The 17,723-nt window shown below is 67.1% G+C and carries 16 protein-coding genes and 3 tRNA genes; 9 read left to right on the top strand and 10 right to left on the bottom strand.

Translation table 11 applies throughout. The features are described 5' to 3' along the window. Positions 1–46 precede the first annotated feature (46 nt). Positions 47–295: an accessory factor UbiK family protein gene (locus JX613_RS06390; RefSeq protein WP_207100630.1), complete on the top strand. Its 249-nt coding sequence runs from the start codon at positions 47–49 to the stop codon at positions 293–295. On the opposite strand, the gene JX613_RS06385 is transcribed toward JX613_RS06390, so the two are convergent. Beyond that, positions 286–591 carry a DUF6476 family protein gene (locus tag JX613_RS06385; RefSeq protein ID WP_207100629.1) on the bottom strand — a complete coding sequence of 102 codons (306 nt, stop codon included), beginning with the start codon at positions 589–591 and terminating at the stop codon, positions 286–288. The two genes, JX613_RS06390 and JX613_RS06385, sit on opposite strands and share 10 nt — an antisense overlap. Here JX613_RS06385 and JX613_RS06380 point away from each other — a divergent pair. The 5 genes from JX613_RS06380 (at position 590) to ade (ending at position 5,636) form a co-directional block, all read left to right on the top strand. Next, positions 590–1,612 carry an RluA family pseudouridine synthase gene (locus JX613_RS06380; protein WP_207100628.1) on the top strand — a complete coding sequence of 341 codons (1,023 nt, stop codon included), beginning with the start codon at positions 590–592 and terminating at the stop codon, positions 1,610–1,612. The two genes, JX613_RS06385 and JX613_RS06380, sit on opposite strands and share 2 nt — an antisense overlap. A gap of 132 nt (positions 1,613–1,744) precedes the next feature. Beyond that, the gene (gene rpoH, locus JX613_RS06375; RefSeq protein ID WP_207100627.1) at positions 1,745–2,653 is read left to right on the top strand and encodes an RNA polymerase sigma factor RpoH; all 909 of its coding nucleotides are present in this window, start codon (positions 1,745–1,747) and stop codon (positions 2,651–2,653) included. A 71-nt stretch (positions 2,654–2,724) separates the two neighbouring features. After that, a complete protein-coding gene (locus JX613_RS06370) occupies positions 2,725–3,747 on the top strand; it encodes a hypothetical protein (RefSeq protein ID WP_207100626.1) in 1,023 nt (340 codons plus the stop codon). A 49-nt stretch (positions 3,748–3,796) separates the two neighbouring features. Further along, positions 3,797–3,873, top strand: a tRNA-Arg gene (locus tag JX613_RS06365). A 65-nt stretch (positions 3,874–3,938) separates the two neighbouring features. Beyond that, positions 3,939–5,636 (top strand): adenine deaminase, encoded by a 1,698-nt coding sequence (gene ade, locus JX613_RS06360; RefSeq protein WP_207100625.1) that lies wholly within the window; start codon positions 3,939–3,941, stop codon positions 5,634–5,636. A 32-nt stretch (positions 5,637–5,668) separates the two neighbouring features. Here ade and JX613_RS06355 read toward each other — a convergent pair. Further along, a tRNA-Gln gene (locus tag JX613_RS06355) sits at positions 5,669–5,743 on the bottom strand. A 94-nt stretch (positions 5,744–5,837) separates the two neighbouring features. Between JX613_RS06355 and JX613_RS06350 the strand changes: the two genes are divergently transcribed. After that, on the top strand, positions 5,838–7,013 hold the full coding sequence (locus tag JX613_RS06350) for a BaiN/RdsA family NAD(P)/FAD-dependent oxidoreductase (protein WP_207100624.1): 1,176 nt from the start codon (positions 5,838–5,840) through the stop codon (positions 7,011–7,013). Here JX613_RS06350 and kdsA read toward each other — a convergent pair. Genes kdsA through JX613_RS06335 form a run of 3 tightly spaced genes read right to left on the bottom strand, consistent with a single transcriptional unit; the run spans position 7,010 to position 10,234 of the window. Next, positions 7,010–7,852, bottom strand: a complete 843-nt coding sequence (gene kdsA, locus JX613_RS06345) for a 3-deoxy-8-phosphooctulonate synthase (RefSeq protein WP_207100623.1) — start codon at positions 7,850–7,852, stop codon at positions 7,010–7,012. The two genes, JX613_RS06350 and kdsA, sit on opposite strands and share 4 nt — an antisense overlap. Beyond that, entirely contained in the window at positions 7,849–9,597 is a 1,749-nt protein-coding gene (locus tag JX613_RS06340) for a KpsE/RkpR family capsule polysaccharide export protein (RefSeq protein ID WP_207100622.1), read from the bottom strand. The genes kdsA and JX613_RS06340 overlap by 4 nt, the downstream gene beginning before the upstream one ends. Next, positions 9,581–10,234 carry an ABC transporter ATP-binding protein gene (locus JX613_RS06335; RefSeq protein ID WP_154762902.1) on the bottom strand — a complete coding sequence of 218 codons (654 nt, stop codon included), beginning with the start codon at positions 10,232–10,234 and terminating at the stop codon, positions 9,581–9,583. The genes JX613_RS06340 and JX613_RS06335 overlap by 17 nt, the downstream gene beginning before the upstream one ends. 159 nt (positions 10,235–10,393) lie before the next feature. Between JX613_RS06335 and JX613_RS06330 the strand changes: the two genes are divergently transcribed. Next, positions 10,394–10,981: a uracil-DNA glycosylase family protein gene (locus JX613_RS06330; protein WP_207100621.1), complete on the top strand. Its 588-nt coding sequence runs from the start codon at positions 10,394–10,396 to the stop codon at positions 10,979–10,981. Positions 10,982–11,046: 65 nt separating this feature from the next. Next, positions 11,047–12,717: a formate--tetrahydrofolate ligase gene (locus JX613_RS06325; RefSeq protein WP_207100620.1), complete on the top strand. Its 1,671-nt coding sequence runs from the start codon at positions 11,047–11,049 to the stop codon at positions 12,715–12,717. Here the strand turns inward: JX613_RS06325 and JX613_RS06320 are convergent. The 5 genes from JX613_RS06320 to JX613_RS06300 all read right to left on the bottom strand — a co-directional run bounded on the left by JX613_RS06320 (position 12,714) and on the right by JX613_RS06300 (position 17,722). Further along, complete coding sequence (locus tag JX613_RS06320; protein ID WP_207100619.1) at positions 12,714–13,544, bottom strand: hypothetical protein; 831 nt, start codon at positions 13,542–13,544, stop codon at positions 12,714–12,716. The genes JX613_RS06325 and JX613_RS06320 overlap by 4 nt on opposite strands. Positions 13,545–14,348: 804 nt before the next feature. After that, a tRNA-Ser gene (locus tag JX613_RS06315) sits at positions 14,349–14,438 on the bottom strand. A 72-nt stretch (positions 14,439–14,510) separates the two neighbouring features. Beyond that, positions 14,511–15,227 (bottom strand): tRNA (guanosine(46)-N7)-methyltransferase TrmB, encoded by a 717-nt coding sequence (trmB, locus tag JX613_RS06310; RefSeq protein ID WP_207100618.1) that lies wholly within the window; start codon positions 15,225–15,227, stop codon positions 14,511–14,513. Between the two features lie 46 nt (positions 15,228–15,273). Continuing rightward, positions 15,274–16,950, bottom strand: coding sequence for a ribonuclease J (locus tag JX613_RS06305; protein ID WP_207100617.1), 1,677 nt, complete (start codon positions 16,948–16,950; stop codon positions 15,274–15,276). Then, on the bottom strand, positions 16,943–17,722 hold the full coding sequence (locus JX613_RS06300; protein ID WP_207100616.1) for a type III pantothenate kinase: 780 nt from the start codon (positions 17,720–17,722) through the stop codon (positions 16,943–16,945). Before JX613_RS06300 ends, JX613_RS06305 begins: the two co-directional genes overlap by 8 nt. Position 17,723 lies beyond the last annotated feature (1 nt).

Genomic DNA, 17,723 nt, shown 5'->3' with positions numbered 1-17,723 from the left:
TCCGGCCCATATAGGCGGGCAAGCACGCATCAGGGGCAAAGGCCAAATGACCACGCAAAACAAGTTCTTTGACGACATCTCGAAGCTGATGACCAATGCCATGGGCGTGGCCCACGGCGCCAAGTCCGAGGCCGAAACCGCCATGAAGGGCTGGATCGACCGCTGGCTGGCCGATCGCGACTTCGTGACCCGCGAGGAGTTCGAGGCCGTGCGCGAGATGGCCATCAAGGCCCGGACCGAGAACGCCGAGCTGAAGGCCCGGCTGGACGCGATGGCCGCGGGCCGTCAGGGCTGAACCCGGTCGCGCAGCGCGCCGGAACGGTCATACAGCAGCACCTCGCCCGCGTCGGTGACGACCACGATCCAGTCGCGGGCGAAGGTCACGGCCTGAGGCCCCGCACCGGGGGGCAGCGTGATGGCCTCGGGCAGGTCGGGCAGCACCGGCTGGCCGAGGCGGATCCACAGCAGCGCGACGATGGCGATCATGCCAAGGCCCATCACCAGCGCCAGCCCCGTCACCAGCCAGCGCAGCAGCCGCAGTTCCGGCACCGCTTTCGCCGCCCGCTTCCAGTCGCTATCATCGTGATCCATGTCGAACCTTGTTGTCACCATTCCGCCCAATCCGCCCGACCGGCTTGATAAGGCGCTTGCCCTGGCGGTGCCAGAGGCGGCGGCCCTGTCCCGGTCGCGCCTGTCGCGATTGATCGCCGACGGCGCGGTCAGCGGCCCCGAGGGCGTGATCCGCGACGGCAAGGCCCGCGTGGCCGAGGGGCAGGATTACCGCATCGTCATCCCCGACCCCGAGGCGGTCGAAACCCGCCCCGAGGCGATCCCGCTGGTCATCGCTTATGAAGACGACGACCTGATCGTCATCGACAAGCCTGCCGGCATGGTCGTCCATCCCGCCCCCGGCAGCCCGAACGGCACGCTGGTCAACGCGCTGCTGGCCCATTGCGGCGACACGTTGTCGGGGATCGGCGGCGAAAAGCGGCCCGGCATCGTGCATCGGATCGACAAGGACACCTCGGGCCTGCTGGTGGTGGCGAAATCCGACCGCGCCCATCACGGCCTGGCCGCGCAGTTCGAATCGCATACGGCGCAGCGGAGATACCTGGCGCTGGCCCATGGGGTGATCGACAGCGCCGATCCGCGCCTGCGCGGCACGCCCGGCGTCAGCTTCGAGGACGGGGCGGTGCTGAAGATCACGTCCCGCCTGACGCGCCACGCGACGGACCGGCAGCGGCAGGCGGTCTATTTCGACAAGGGCCGCCATGCGGTGACGCGGGCGCGGATGCTGGAACGCTTTGGCACGCCGCCGGTCGCCATGCTGGTCGAATGCCGGCTGGAAACCGGGCGGACGCATCAGATCCGCGTCCACATGGCCCATGCCGGGTTGGGGCTGATCGGCGATCCGGTCTATGGCGGGGCGCGGCGCGCCTCTGTCAAGGCGCTTGGCGCGGCGGCCGAGGCGGTCACGGCCTTCCCCCGGCAGGCGCTTCACGCGGCGCATCTGGGCTTTGACCACCCCGTGACCGGCCAGCCCCTGGCCTTCGACAGCCCCCTGCCCCCCGACATGCAGGCGCTGCTGGATGCGCTGCGGGCCGCCCCATGACGGGATCGTGAAGACGCCGCGCCTGTCGCGTTCATGATTTCTAAACAGAATGTCACCATTACCCCCGTCAAGGATGCCGGAACCTTGCGCGCGCAGGTTGCGTTCCCCGGGCATATGCGAAAGGCCAGCACCATGGCGAATTATGGAAACCTTCCCGCCCCCAGTCCCGAACAGGGCCTGAACCGCTATCTGCAAGAGATCCGCAAATTCCCGCTGTTGCAGCCGGAAGAGGAATACATGCTGGCCAAGGCCTGGGCCGACCACCAGGATAGCGAGGCCGCGCACAGGCTGGTCACCTCGCACCTGCGGCTAGCCGCCAAGATCGCCATGGGCTATCGCGGCTATGGCCTGCCCCAAGCCGAGGTGATTTCCGAAGCCAACGTGGGCCTGATGCAGGCGGTCAAGCGGTTCGACCCGGAAAAGGGGTTCCGCCTGGCGACCTATGCGATGTGGTGGATCCGCGCATCCATTCAGGAATACATCCTGCGGTCCTGGTCGCTGGTGAAGATGGGCACCACCAGCGCGCAGAAGAAGCTGTTCTTCAATCTGCGCAAGGCCAAGTCCAAGATCGGCGCGCTTGAGGAAGGCGACCTGCGCCCCGAAAACGTCGCCCAGATCGCCATCGACCTGAACGTGACCGAGCAGGAGGTGATCGACATGAACCGCCGCCTGTCGGGCGGCGACGCGTCCCTGAACGCGACGGTCGGCTCGGGCGAGGGCGAATCGACCTCTCAATGGCAGGACTGGCTTGAGGACGAGGACGCCAACCAGGCCGAGGCATTCGCGGAATCCGAGGAACTGGACACTCGCCGCCAGATGCTGATGCAGGCGATGGACGTGCTGAACGACCGGGAAAAGGACATCCTGATCGAACGCCGCCTGCGCGACGATCCCCTGACGCTCGAGGATCTGTCGGCGCGCTATGACGTGTCGCGCGAACGGATCCGCCAGATCGAGGTGCGCGCCTTCGAGAAGTTGCAGGACCGGATGCGGGTGCTGGCGCGCGACAAGGGGATGCGGGTGCCCGAAGGGGCGGCCTGACGGCCTCGGGGTGCAATTGACCTGCCATTGCCGCACGCTATGGTCGGCGAAACGATGGCAGACCGGACCCGATGACCGCGCTTACCAAATTTCAACGGCTCGAAGCCCAGGGGTCGTGGCGCGCGTCCCCCGATGCGCCCTTGCGCGAGGTCATCGTGTCGCTGGGCGAGGCCACACTGGTCCTGTCGGATCCGGCGACCGATCGCCCGCTGTCCCACTGGTCGCTGCCTGCCGTGGTGCAGCTCAATCCGGGCGCCCTGCCCGCGCTCTATGCGCCGGGCGCCGAAGGGGCGGACGAAACGGTCGAGATTGACGATCCCCTGATGATCGAGGCGATTTCCAAGGTCCAGGGGGCGGTTGCCAGCCACCGCGCGCATTCCGGCCGGTTGCGCGGCGTGTTGGTGGTGCTGGCGATCCTTGCGGTGCTGGGCGGCCTGGCCTTCTGGCTGCCGGGGGCGCTGGTCGCCCATGCGGCGCGCATCGCCCCCCCGGCGCAGGCGCGCGACATCGGCATGGCGATCCTGGCCGATCTGGAAACGGGCGCGGGCCGGGTCTGCACGCGCGACTCCGGCCAGGCGGTGCTGGATCACCTGGCGCCGCACCTGCTGGATCCCGGGGCCATCATCCGCGTCGTTCCCGGCCCGCTGGGCGGCGCCCGCCGCCTGCCCGGCGATCTGTATGTCATCGGCAGCGACCTGCTGCGCGCCGCCCCGGGCCCCGAGGCCGCCGCCGCGCATCTGGTGTCAGCCCGGCTGGCAACCGCCGAGCCGGACCTGAAGGCGGCGGCCATGCGCCACGCGGGCCTCGGAGCCTCGCTGCGGCTGATGACGCTGGGCCACCTGCCGCGGGACGCGATGGCGGGCTTTGGCGCCGCGCTGCTGATGCAACCCGCCCCCCGCCCGGCCGACGCCGACCTGCTGGCGGCCCTGGGCGAACGCGGCATCCCGGCCGAGCCCTATGCCCGCTCCATCGACCCCACCGGCCAGACCGTCCTGCCCCTGATCGAGGGCGACCCGTTCCGCACCAACCCGCCTGCCCGTCCGCTGCTGACGGACGAACAATGGCTGGCGTTGCAACAGATCTGCGCGGGCTGACGTTTTCGCCGTTGCACGCCCGCACCGCTGCGGTTATTCACGGCCCCAGGCACCCGTAGCTCAGCTGGATAGAGCGCTGCCCTCCGAAGGCAGAGGCCAGGGGTTCGAATCCCTTCGGGTGCGCCATTCCTCACGACCCTCTGGACGCCGCGCCTTGTGTCAGGTCTTCTGACGCAAACAGGGGGTGACGCATGGACGATCTGGAACGGCGCATTGCGCAGGCGCGGGGCGATGAACCCGCCGACCTGGTGCTGCGGGGCGGGCAGGTCTTCGACCTGATCACCGGCGCGATGATCGCGGGCGACGTGGCGATCTGCGGCGACCGCATCGTCGGCGTGGGCGAGGATTACGAGGCCCGCCGCATTATCGACGTGACCGGCCTGACGCTGGTGCCGGGCTTCATCGACACCCACCTGCATGTCGAAAGCAGCCTGGTCACGCCCCTGGAATTCGACCGCTGCGTCACGCCGCGCGGCATCACCACCGCCATCTGCGACCCCCACGAGATCGCCAATGTCATCGGCCTGGACGGCATCCGCTGGTTCCAAGAGGCCAGCACCCGCACGCTGATGGACCTGCGGGTGCAGTTGTCCTCCTGCGTGCCTTCGACCGAGATGGAAACGTCGGGCGCGCGCATCGAGGCCGATGATCTGCGCGCCGTCATGGGCCATCCTTCGGTCATCGGACTGGCCGAATTCATGAACTATCCCGGCGTGATCCACCGCGACCCCGCCGCCATGGCCAAGCTGCGGCTGTTCGCGGGCGGCCATATCGACGGCCATTGCCCGCAACTGTCGGGCCGCGACCTGTCGGCCTATGTCGCGGCGGGCATCCGCACCGAACACGAGGCGACCACCGCCGCCGAGGCCTTGGAAAAGCTGCGCAAGGGAATGCGCGTGCTGATCCGCGAGGGGTCCGTCAGCAAGGACCTGGCGGCCTTGCAGCCGGTCCTGACCGACGTGACCGCGCCCTATATGTGCCTTTGCACCGACGACCGGAACCCGCTGGACATCGCCGAACAGGGCCACTTGGACCACATGATCCGCGACCTGATCCGGCGCGGCAGCCCGGTGCTGGCGGTCTATCGCGCGGCATCGCTGTCGGCGGCTGAGGCCTTCGGGCTGAAGGATCGCGGGTTGATCGCGCCGGGCCTGCGCGCCGATATCGTGGCGCTGGACAGCCTGGACAGCTGCCGGGCGCAACTGGTCCTGTGCGGGGGGCGCGTGGTCGATGATGCGGCCTTCGCCGCGCGGGGCGAGCAGGCCCCCATCGGCCGCCGCTCGGTCAAGGCGCCTGCGGTCAAGGCCCGGCACTTCCGCCACCCCGGCAATCGGCGCGACACGCCCGTGATCGGCATCATCGAGGGCAAGATCATCACCGCCCACCTGACCCAGGACATCGCCCCCGAGGACGGCGACAAGCGCCCTGATCCCGCGCGCGACCTGGCCCGCATCGCGGTGATCGAACGCCATGGCAAGAACGGCAACATCGCGACGGGCTTCGTGCAGGGCTTCGGGCTGATGCGCGGGGCCATCGCCTCGACCCTGTGCCACGACCACCACAACATTGCCGTGGTCGGCGTGGATTACGACGACATGGCCCTGGCCGTGAACCGCCTGTCAAACATCGAGGGGGGATTTGTCTTGGCCGATGGCGGCCGTGTGCTGGCCGAACTGCCCCTGCCCGTCGCGGGCCTGATGAGCCTGGAGCCGTTCGAGACCGTGCGCGACCGCCTGATCCTGCTGCGCGAGGCCGCCAAAAGCCTGGGCGTCACATTGGAGGAGCCGTTCCTGCAACTGGCCTTCCTGGCCCTGCCGGTCATCCCCGCCCTGAAGATCACCGACCGCGGCATGGTCGATGTCACCAGGTTCGAGATCATCGCGGGCTAAAAAGCCGTCAGATACAATGATCTAGAGGATTTTGGCTGGGGCGGTAGGATTCGAACCTACGGTACACGGTACCAAAAACCGATGCCTTACCACTTGGCCACGCCCCAACTGTGGGAGGGTGAATAGCCAAGGCCGCGCGGGGGTGCAAGCCGAAAAATCACAAAACTTGTCTGTCCGGCGACGGCGCTTTATGCGGCCTCCATGGAACAGGTCGATCTGCTGATATTGGGCGCCGGGGCGGCGGGATTGTTCTGCGCGGGCTCGGCCCTGCGGCAGGGGCGGCGCGTGGTGGTGCTGGATCATGCCCGTGACCCGGGCGAGAAGATCCGCATCTCGGGCGGGGGGCGGTGCAATTTCACCAATCTTGCCACGGCGCCGGATCGGTTCCTGTCGCGGAACCCGCGATTCGCGGCCAGCGCGCTGTCCCGCTATCCCGCCGCCGATTTCGTCCGGCTGGTGGATCGGGCGGGGATCGCCTGGCACGAAAAGACGCAAGGGCAACTGTTTTGCGACGGCAAGGCGACGCAGATCACCCGGATGCTGCTGGACCGGATGAAGGGTGCCGAGTTGCGGATGCAGACGGCGCTGCGGGCCTTGCGCCACGACGGAACGGGCTTTGTCGTCGAGACCTCGGGCGGAACCATCCGGGCCGGGCAGGTGGTGGTGGCCACCGGCGGCAAGTCGATCCCCAAGATCGGCGCGACGGGCATCGCCTATGACATTGCGGCCCAATTCGGCCTGCGCCTGGTCGAGACGCGCGCCGCCCTGGTGCCCCTGACCTTTGCCGAACAGGAACTGGCCTTGTGCCGCCCGCTGGCCGGGGTTTCGGTCGAGGCCGAGATTCGCCATGGCGGCGGGCGGTTCCGGGATGCGCTGCTGTTCACGCATCGCGGGCTCAGCGGGCCGGTGATCCTGCAGATTTCCAGCTATTGGCAACCCGGCGAGACGCTGCAGATCGACCTTGCGCCCGGTCGGGACGTCGCGGCGGATCTGAAGACCGCGCGGGGGCAGTCGGGGCGCGCGGCCGTGGCCTCGGTGCTTGGCCAGGCCCTGCCCGCGCGGCTGGCCGCAGCCATCTGCGAGGAGATGGGGCTGGCGCAGGCGCGTCTGGCCGACCAGCCCAACGCGCGGGTGGATGCCATCGGCGCGCGGGTCAATCACTGGCAGGTGCGCCCCGTTGGCACCGAGGGTTATCGCACGGCCGAGGTGACGCTGGGCGGCATCGACACGCGCGACCTGGATGCGCGGACCCTGCAGGCCCGCGCCGTGCCGGGGCTGTTCTTCATCGGCGAATGCGTCGATGTGACGGGCTGGCTGGGCGGCTACAACTTCCAGTGGGCCTGGGCGTCGGCGGACGCCGCAGGCCGTGCCGCCTAGCCCATCACGGGATCGGCCTTGGCCAGCCGGTCGAAAGCCATCAGCGAATCCACCAGCGCGGGCATCCGGTCAAGCGGGATCATGTTCGGCCCGTCCGAGGGGGCGCTGTCCGGATCCTCGTGCGTCTCGATGAACACCCCGGCCACGCCAAGCGCCACCGCCGCCCGGGCCATCACCGGCGCGAATTCGCGCTGCCCGCCCGAGGATCCGCCCTGCCCGCCCGGCTGCTGCACCGAATGGGTCGCGTCCATGATCACCGGATATCCGGTCCGCGCCATGATCGGCAGCGACCGCATGTCGGCGACCAGGGTGTTATAGCCGAAGCTCGCCCCGCGTTCGGTCAGCAGGATCCTGTCGTTCCCGGTCGAGGCGACTTTGTCCGCGACGTTCGGCATGTCCCAGGGCGCCAGGAACTGGCCCTTCTTGATGTTGACCACCGCGCCCGTCCGGCCCGCCGCCAGCAGAAGGTCGGTCTGGCGCGACAGGAAGGCCGGGATCTGGATCACGTCCACCGCCTGCGCGGCCATAACCGCCTGCTCGGCGTCGTGGACATCGGTCAGCACCGGGCAGCCAAGCCGTTCCCGGACCGTCGCCAGGATTTGCAGGCCTTCCTCGATCCCCACCCCCCGGCGGCCCTTCAGCGAGGTGCGGTTGGCCTTGTCGTAGCTGGCCTTGAAGACAAAGCCCGCCCCGGCCCTGGCGCAGGCTTCCGCCATCCGTTCCCCGATCATCAGCGCATGGTCCAGCGTTTCCAGCTGGCAGGGACCGGCGATGACCACCAGGGGCAGATCGTTGCCGCAGGAAAGGTCGCGGATGCGGACATGTTTGGGCGGGGTCATGTAGATACCTGTTCACGAAGGATGGACGCTGTCAGCGACAGCATCAGATAGATACCCGAAAAGATCAGGAAGGCCACCAGCGTATTCTGGAAGGCCTTGGGATAGGTCGCTTCGTCCGGGGACACGGGGGCGACGGACAGCGACAGATAGCGGACCTGCTTGTTGGCCTCGATCCGCGCGGATTCCATCTGCGCGGCGGCGCCGGCCAGCAGCTCCTGCCGGGTCAGAAGGTCGCTTTCGGCAATCCTCAGCTCGCCCGAGATCAGCGCCAGCGAACTGCGGCTGTCGTCGCCTTCGGTCAGCTGCGTCCGGGTCTCGGCGATCATCTCCTGCAACCGGGTGATGTCGCCGCGCAGCGCGGTGACGCGGCTTTGCTGGGGCTGAGGATTGGCCAGCAACTGCCCCAGTTCCAGCCGCTTCGTCGCAAGCTGCGTTTCCAGGGCCGAGATCTGGGTCATCACCACCGTCCCTTCCGCCGCCGGGTCCAGGACCCCCAGGCTTTGCTGCAGTTCCTGCACGCGGCGCTGCGCGGCAAGCACCTTGGCCTCCGCATCCTCATAGATTTCGATCGCGCCCTTCATCTGGTCGTCGCGCAGGCGCGAGGTCATCTGGTCCACCTGCTCCTCGGCATAGGCGATCAGGGCCAGCGAGAAATCCTGGCTTTGCTGGGGATCGGGGGCGATCACCTCCATGTCGATCATGCCCTCGGTCGGGTCATAGCCGATCTTGACCGACTTCCTGTAAAGGGCGAACGTTTCCTCGTTCGTGGCGTCGGGCGTCAGACGCTTGACCGGGTCGATGGCGGGATCCTGATAGGCCGCCCGGAAGCCCTTGTCCGCGTCCAGCCGCAGCATGGCGTCGCGCGATGTCAGATAGCTTTGCACCGCGACCGAATCGGTGTTGGTGGCAAGCTGCGATCCCGACAGCAACCCGCCCAAGCCGCTGCCCGACGATCCCTGCCCTTCCGCCGACTGGATGCGGAACTGCGACACCGTGGCGTAAAGCGGCGTGGCGACGCGGAAATAATACCAACCCGCCAAGGCGGTCGGCAGGATCACGAAGGCCAGCAGCCGCAACCCCAAAAGGAACATCCGCCGCCGCCTGCGCTTGGCGATGTCGCGCTGGATGCGGAAAATCTCGGCCGCGCGCTTTTCCTCGGTCAGAGCCTCGCGCGAGGGAAGGTCGGGCTTGACCGGCCCGACCTCGGTCCCCGGCCTTGCGGCAGGCATGGACGGCCTTTTCGGCATCACGGCAGGCGTGTTCGCCGCGGGCTTCGCCTGCGCGCGGCTGCCTTCGCTGGACAGGATCTGCCCAAGCGCCGCGCGGTGCGACGGGTCGATGCCGCGCTGGCGCAGGCGCAGCACCGCCTCCTCGTCCGAGGCGACCTCGATCTGGTGCAGGGCGGCAATCCGGCGGGCGATGCGCAACTGCCGTTCGGACAGGTTTTCGGCGCGGATCGCCTCCAGCTGGCTGTCCAGGTCTTCTTCGGACGTGGGCGCGGGCGCCTCGGGCGGCTTGACATGGGCCAGCAACCCGTCATCGACCGGGTCCGTGCGCATGAAGCGTTCGCGGTCATCATTTTGGGGCGGCACGTCCGGCGCTTCGGCCTTCTTGCGGACCGAAAGCCTGATATGGGTGTCCGAGAAGGGCCGTTCCGCCGAGGAGGCGGCTTCGCCCCCCAGGTCGGGCCGCACGGATTCGGCAGCCGAGGCGTGATAACGGCGGACCTTAGGCGGTGTAGTCATAATACTGTTTCGCCTCAGCAAGGGATTCGAAGGAATACAGCCGTCCGTCCCGCAGGATGGCGGCGGACCGGCAGAACTTCTCGATCGTGGCGGGCTGGTGGGACACGATCACCACCGTCGCCGTCTTCAGCCGGTCATACAGCACCGCGCCCGCCTTGCGGTTGAATTCGACATCGGTGGTCTGGGGCATCCCCTCGTCGATCAGGTAGATGTCGAATTCTAGCGCCAGCAGCAGCGAGAACGTGAACCGCTGCCGCATCCCCGCGGAATAGGTGCCGACGGGCATGTCGAAATATTCGTCGATATCGGTCAGCCAGCGCGTGAAGGCGGAAACGTAATCCGGGTCAAGACCATAGATGCGGGCAATGTATCGCGCATTCTCGTTCGCGGAATGCTTGGTGACGACCCCGCCCATGAAACCCAGGGGAAAGGAAATGCGGCAGGTGCGGCGGATGGTGCCTTCGTCGGGCTTTTCCAACCCGCACATCATGTTGATCAGCGTCGTCTTGCCGGTGCCGTTGGGCGCCAGGATTCCCAGGGAATTGCCAAGCTCGACCCGGAACGAGGCCTGGTCGAGGATCACCTTGCGGCGCGTTCCCGTCCAGAAGGACTTCGAAACGTTGTCGAATTCCAGCATCAATCATCCCTGCTGCCGCACGGCCCTGGGGCAGGATCGCCCGGCGCAGGCGACACTAGTATCGGGCGAGCGGAGTGTCCAGTTTTCCCGTGCCGGTATGCCCGCCCCGCGCCCGTTTGTCACCCTTCAAACACGGCGCATTTTCCCTATCTGTTCCCCATGAGCCCGCTTGAACAGTCGATCCGCGCCTGCCGCCTTTGCACGGGGCGCTTTGCCGCCACGGCCACCGCTCATGACCCCCGGCCCGTCGTCTGGTTCCGGCCAGCCGCGCGCATCCTTGTGGTGGGCCAGGCGCCCGGGATGCGGGTGCATCTCAGCGGGCGGCCCTTCACCGACCGATCCGGCGACCGGCTGCGCGACTGGATGGGGATCGGCGAGTCGATCTTCTATGACCAGGACCGCATCGCCATCGTGCCGATGGCCTTCTGCTTTCCGGGCTATGACGCGCGCGGGTCCGACCTGCCCCCGCCGCCGCTTTGCGCGAAGACATGGCGACAGCAGGTCATGGAGCAGTTGCAGCCCCGGCTGACGCTGCTGGTGGGCGGCCATGCGATCCGCTGGCACCTGGGCCTGCGCGACGTGACGGCGGCGGTGGCGTCCTGGCGCGACCATGCGCCGGCGGTCTTTCCCCTGCCCCACCCGTCCTGGCGCAACACCGGCTGGCTGAAGCGCAACCCGTGGTTCGCAACCGACCTGCTGCCCGAGTTGCGCGCCGCCGTCCGGGCCGAGCTGACGCGCAACGACTGACCCTTTGGTCCGGGCCGCGCATCCCCGTGTTGACAGGTTTCGCCCGCCGGGCCATGCCCTGTTTCATGACGACCGACATCCAGATCGCCCGCGCCGCCCGCAAGCTGCCCATCGCCGACATCGCCGCAAGGCTTGGCCTGGGCGAAAACGACATCCTGCGATACGGTCCCGACAAGGCCAAGATCGCGCATCACGCGGTGGCCGGGCTAGCCGACCGCCCGCGCGGCCATCTGGTGCTGGTAACGGCGATCAACCCCACCCCCGCGGGCGAGGGCAAGACGACCACCACCGTCGGCCTGGGCGATGCCTTGAACCGCATCGGCAAGCGCGCCACCGTCTGCATCCGCGAGGCCAGCTTGGGCCCCAACTTCGGCATGAAGGGCGGCGCGGCAGGCGGGGGCCACGCCCAGATCGTACCGATGGAGGAGATGAACCTTCACTTCACCGGCGATTTCCACGCGATCACGGCGGCCCACAACCTGCTGGCGGCGATGATCGACAACCACATCTACTGGGGCAACGCGCTGGACATCGACACGCGCCGCATCACCTGGCGGCGCGTGATGGACATGAACGACCGCGCGCTGCGCGACATCGTGGTTGGGCTTGGCGGGGTTGCGAACGGCTTTTCCCGCCAGACCGGGTTCGACATCACGGTCGCGTCCGAGGTGATGGCGATCCTGTGCCTGGCCCGCGACCTGGACGACCTGCACGCGCGCCTTGGCCGGATCGTCGTGGCCTATACCCGCGACCGCCGCCCCGTCACGGCCCGCGACCTCAAGGCCGACGGGGCGATGACGGTGCTGCTGCGCGACGCCTTGCAGCCGAACCTGGTGCAGACGCTGGAAAACAACCCCGCCCTGGTCCATGGCGGTCCCTTCGCCAACATCGCCCATGGCTGCAACAGCGTCATCGCCACCGATACCGCGCTGCGCCTGTCCGATTACGTCGTGACCGAGGCGGGCTTCGGCGCCGATCTGGGGGCCGAGAAGTTCCTGGACATCAAGTGCCGCCTGGCGGGCCTGTCACCCGCCGCCGTGGTGCTGGTGGCGACGGTGCGCGCGCTGAAGATGAACGGCGGCGTCGCCAAAGAGGATCTGGGGGCCGAGAATGTGGCCGCCGTGACGCGCGGCTGCGCGAACCTGGGCCGCCATGTCGAGAACCTGCGCGGCTTCGGCCTGCCCCTGGTCGTCGCCGTCAACCACTTCGCAGGCGACACCCCGGCCGAGATCGCGGCCCTGCAGGACTATTGCACCCGCCATGGCACCACGGCGATCCTGTGCCAACACTGGGCCAAGGGCGGCGCGGGGGCCGAGGATCTGGCCCGCCGCGTGGTGGAGCTGGTGGAAAACGGCAAGGCCGATTTCCACACCCTGTATCCCGATTCGATGCCCCTGTGGCAGAAGATCGAGACGATCTGCACCCGCATCCACCGCGCCGCCCATGTCGAGGCCCTGCCCGGCGTTCGCGCCCAGCTGGACCTGTGGGAGGAGGAAGGCCATGGCCGCCTGCCGGTCTGCATCGCCAAGACGCAATATTCCTTCTCGACCGACCCGGACCTGCGCGGCGCGCCGGAAGGCCATGTGATCCCCGTCCGCGAGGTCCGGCTGAACGCGGGCGCGGGCTTTGTCGTCGCCATCTGCGGCCAGATCATGACCATGCCCGGCCTGCCCCGCCACCCAGCGGCCGAGACGATCGGCCTGAACGACCTGGGCCAGATCGAGGGGCTGTTCTAGGCCGCCATCGGCAGGCTTGGCCGCGGGTGGTGCCAGCGCCGGTGAACCGCCATGTGCAGCGCCACAAGCGCGGCCAGCGTCGGGCGCATCGCCGTCTGGTCCTGGTCGGCGGTGCCAAAGCCGATTCGGGCCGGAAACGACCCGTCCGGGCGCTGGCTTGCGATCAGGTCGGCCAGCAGCGGGGCCACGTCGTGATCGGGGTCGATCAGGCACAGGCAATAGCACATCTGCGCCAAGGGCGTCAGCCTGCCCTTCCGCTCGGCCCAGGCGGCAAAGCGCAGGCAGTTCGCGAAGGCATCGCCATAGGTCCGGGCATTGGCAAAGCGGGCGCGCTCTGCACCGAAGCGATAGCACAGCATCAGCAGATGGGCGTAATGGTCGATATCCTCCTCGGCCAGCCGCTCGTCGGGGATGGGGCTGCGCAGCGCCGCCTCTGCCTCGGCAAGCAGGCCCGCGTCCGAAGGACCGGAAAGCGCCAGACGCTCGATCAGCGAGGCTTCGGGCAAGTGGACCCGCGCCAGTTCGGCCTGCGGCAACAGCCGCAGGAATGCCGCGCCGGACCCGCTGCCCCTTCCCGGCTGGCTGTCGAGGAAATCCCTTGTGAATTCAGGCGTAAATCGGCTGCGGATAAAGGTTTGAAGCGGTGCCGGGCTGCCGCGCAATCCGCTGCATATATGCGCGGCGACCGTGATTTCGGCCAGGTCGGCCAAATGGGGATCACCGGGCGCGGACAGCAGGGGCCAAAGCTCGATCCGGTTGCGAAGCCATTGCTGGCTGCGGGCATTGATCAGGGTCAGCAACTGCTTATAGGCAAGGTCATGAGGCATGAGCTTTTTCCCTCCGAGACATATTCACCGATTAAAACCCGGTTCAGGATTCTGGCAATTATTCCGCTGCACGGGCAACAGCGACAATGCTGAATATGAATTGAAAACTTTCATATATTCCCGGATAGAGACGGCGGGATCAGGCGACGGGCACCACCCTTGGGGCGGGGTCCAAGATGCCGAACCATGGCAACGCGTAACCACGACCGCCCGGACAGGTTCCCGTCTTGCATGGAAAAACGGTCGCCGGGCAACGAAAACAAGATTGCCTGCGTGTCCCGGCCCGGTCAAGGGAACAATCTGGCTTCCCCTGCCTGCCGGGAAAGGCAGCGTCTGCCCGGTTCGTGGTCCGCAAGGTGCATCCGGACCGCCTGAAGTCGGGGCATTGCCGTCGGTCCAAACTCATGAACTGCGGCGCCACTAAACAAGCGATCTATCTGCGGCAGGATGATTATGTCCTTCCGGTGAACGCCGGTCTTCCCGGGAACGGCAGTTTCGCTGTGGCCAGGATACTTAATTCACTTAGAAGTTGAATCATGACAAGTTTTCCTGAAAACCTTTTTCAAACATCACGCGGATTATTAAATAAAAAATTTATATCATTTTTATGATTTCGGATTTTTACCTCTCCCGCCTCATGGTCACGCTTCGCCAGCAGGTAGAATTACGATCCGCATTGCCGGTCCTGGCCGCCTGATTGCGGGCCCTGGACCTGGCTCACCTGTCCCCGACAGGGCCATGGCCGTCGCCTTGCCCGGATGCCGCAACGACGGCCCGGGCCAGCGTCCGATCAACAGGATGAAATGGCGGAGTGGAAGGGATTCGAACCCTCGAGACGGTTTCCCGCCTGCACCCTTAGCAGGGGTGTGCCTTCGACCACTCGGCCACCACTCCGCCGGCGGGTATAGGGGCGGGCACGGGCGGAGACAAGGGGTTTTTGGGGCGATTTCAACCGAAAACGCCGCCTCAGCCCTTGCGCCGGAAGGTCGCGTAATGCGGCGCCCGCCCCTCGCGCAGGGCCTTTTGTTCATAGCGCGTGCTGAGCCAGTCGTCCCAGGCCACAGGCGTATCCTCCACCAGATCAAAGCCCGCAGGCGGCACTTCCTCCAGCGTCTGGCGCATGTAGTCGGGGATGTCGGTCGCCACCCGGAACTCGGCCCCGGGCTTCATCACGCGGGCCAGCGGGATCAGGTGTTCGGGCGTGACAAAGCGGCGGCGATGGTGGCGCGCCTTGGGCCAAGGGTCGGGATAGTTGAGGAAGGCGCGGCTGATCGAGGCAGGGGGCAGCACGTCCATCAGGTCGCGCGCATCGCCAGGATGAACGCTGACATTGGAAACGCCTGCCGCGCGGATCTTGCCCAGCAGCATGGCGACGCCGTTGATGAAGGGCTCGCAGCCGATGATGCCGATGTCGGGATAGCGGGCGGCCATGTGGACCATATGCTCGCCCCCGCCAAAGCCCACCTCCAGCCAGATCGGGCGGTCGTCGCCAAAGATCGCCGCCGGGTCGATGGGACGGCGGTCCGGGTTGTCCTGCACGGTGATGCCGCGCGGGCGCAGATCGCCCAGATCCTCGGACAGATAGCCCTTCTGGCTTTGGCGCAGGGTCTTGCCGTGCCGCCGGCCATAGAAGTTGCGGCGCGGCGGGTTCGGATCGAAGGCGGATTTGGGTGCGTCGGACATGAGGCGGGCATTGCACCGGCGGGCAGGCCGGGTCAAGCCCCCTGCCCTATTCCCCCATCAACCGGCTGATGATCACCGTCACCTCGGGCTTCTTGCCGATCTCCTCCATGGCGACCTGGCGGGTGATGCGGCGGATCGCCTCGTCCATCTTGGCGTCGTCGCGGACCACGCGGGGATTGGCGCCTTCCAGGAACTCGGACAGCTCGCCCTCGATATGCGCGCCCAGATCCTCGCCGCTGCGGGTGCGTCCGGGAAGGCCCATCAGTTCGACCCAGGCGTCGGGCAGGACATTGTCATCCTCGTCCACGATCACGCTGACCAGGGCATGGCCGTTCAGCGCCATGCGGATGCGGTCGCGCACCACGCCGTCCATCGCGCCGATCAGCACCGTGCCGTCCAGATACAGCCGCCCGGTTTCCACCTGGTCCACGATGCGCGGCACGTCGCCGGTCAGATCCAGCATGGTGCCGTTGGTCGCGATCTCGGCGGCAAGGCCCTTGCCGCGCGCCAGCATCACATGCTCTCGCAGGTGCAGGTGTTCGCCATGCATGGGGATCACGATCCGGGGCTTCAGCAGTTCGTGCAGGGCCTCGATGTCGGGGCGGTTCGCGTGGCCCGAGACGTGGTAAAGGCCATCGTCGGCGTCATAAACCTCGACGCCCATCTCGCTCAGCGCGTTCATGATCCGGCCGACGGACCGTTCGTTGCCCGGAATGGTCTTCGAGCTGAACAGGAAGCTGTCGCCTTCCTTCAGCATCAGCCCCAGATAGCGCCCGCGCGACAGCTGCGCGCTGGCCGCGCGGCGTTCGCCCTGGCTTCCGGTCGCCAGCAGCATCACCTGGTTGCGCGGCAGGCTGGCGGCTTCCTCGGGGCCGATGGTGTCGGGGAAATCGGTCAGCACGCCGGTTTCCAGGCCGACCGCCACCATCTTGCGCATGGCGCGGCCCAGCAGGCAGACCTTGCGGCCCCCGGCAATGGCGGCCTCGGACAGGGTCTTCAGGCGCGCGATGTTGCTGGCAAAGGTCGTGGCGACGACCATGTTCTTTTGCGCCATCACCCAGTCGAGGATGGGGTTGGCCAGCATCGCCTCGGACCGGCCGGGATTGGGGGAAAAGATGTTGGTGCTGTCGCAGGCCAGCACCTTGATGCCCTTGCCCTCGGCCGCGATGTGGTGCCAGGCGATCGGATCGAAGGGATCGCCCACGACCGGGGTGCCGTCCAGCTTGAAATCGCCCGTATGCACCACCCGGCCCGCCGGCGTGTCGATGATCAGCGCGGCGCTTTCGGGGATCGAGTGGCTGACCGGCACGAACTGCACGGTGAAGGGGCCGACGCGCGTCACCTCGGGGCGCGGGCCCACGATATTGACCACGGACGGGGAATGGCCCTGATCCTCCAGCTTCAGGCGGACCAGGGCGCCGGTGAACTGGCGGGCATAGATGGGCACGTTCAGGCGGCCATAAAGGTGGCCCAGGGCGCCCAGGTGATCCTCGTGCCCGTGGGTGATGAAGATCGCCTCCAGCCGGTCGCGGTTCTGTTCCAGCCAGGTCAGGTCGGGCATGATCAGGTCGATGCCGGGACTGCTGTCCATATCGCCGAAGCTGACGCCCAGATCGACCAGGATCAGGCGTTCGCGTCCGGGCTGGCCATAGCCATAGACATAGGCGTTCATGCCGATTTCGCCCGCGCCGCCCAGCGGCAGATAGATCAGGCGCTCAGCCATTGCCCATCTCCTTGTTGTAATCGTGAATGAGCCGCAGCCCGTGCATCGTCAGATCGTCTTCGATTGCGTCAAAGAGGTCAAACCCTTGATCGAACAGCGGCGCAAGCCCCCCGGTTGCAATCACCTTCATCGGGCGCGCGCGTTCGGCCCGGATCTGCCGGACCACGCCATCGACAAGCCCGATATAGCCCCAGAAGATCCCCGACTGGATGCAGGCGACCGTGTTGGTGCCGATCACGCGCGCGGGCATGGTCACATCGACATGCGGCAGGCTGGCCGCACCCATGTGCAGCGCCTCCAGCGACAGGTTCACGCCCGGCGCGATCACGCCGCCGATATAGGCGCCGTCCACGTCCACCACGTCGAAGGTCGTGGCAGTGCCGAAATCCACCACGATCAGGTCCGGCCCGTGGCGGGCAAAGGCCGCGACCGTGTTGACCAGCCGGTCGGGGCCGACCACGGTGCCTTCGTCCACGCGGGGGGCGACGGGCAGCAGGCAGTCGGGCTTGCCCACCACCAGGGGCCGCGTGTCGAAATAGCGGCTGCACAACACGCGCAGGTTGAAGACCACGCGCGGCGCGGTGGAACTGATGATGCAGGTGTCGATGTCCAGGTCGAACTTCTGGCCCGCGATCAGCGTGGACAGCCAGACGAAATATTCGTCCGCCGTGCGCCGGTGATCGGTGGCGATGCGCCAATGTGCCAGGAAACGCTCGCCGTTCCAGATGGAAAAGACGGTGTTCGTGTTGCCGGTGTCGATGCACAGAAGCATG

The sequence above is a fragment of the Paracoccus shandongensis genome (assembly GCF_017315735.1).
In the GTDB taxonomy this organism is placed as follows: Bacteria; Pseudomonadota; Alphaproteobacteria; order Rhodobacterales; family Rhodobacteraceae; genus Paracoccus; species Paracoccus shandongensis.
Note: the sequence above shows the minus strand (reverse complement) of the source record. Positions and strands in the feature narration are given on the sequence as shown.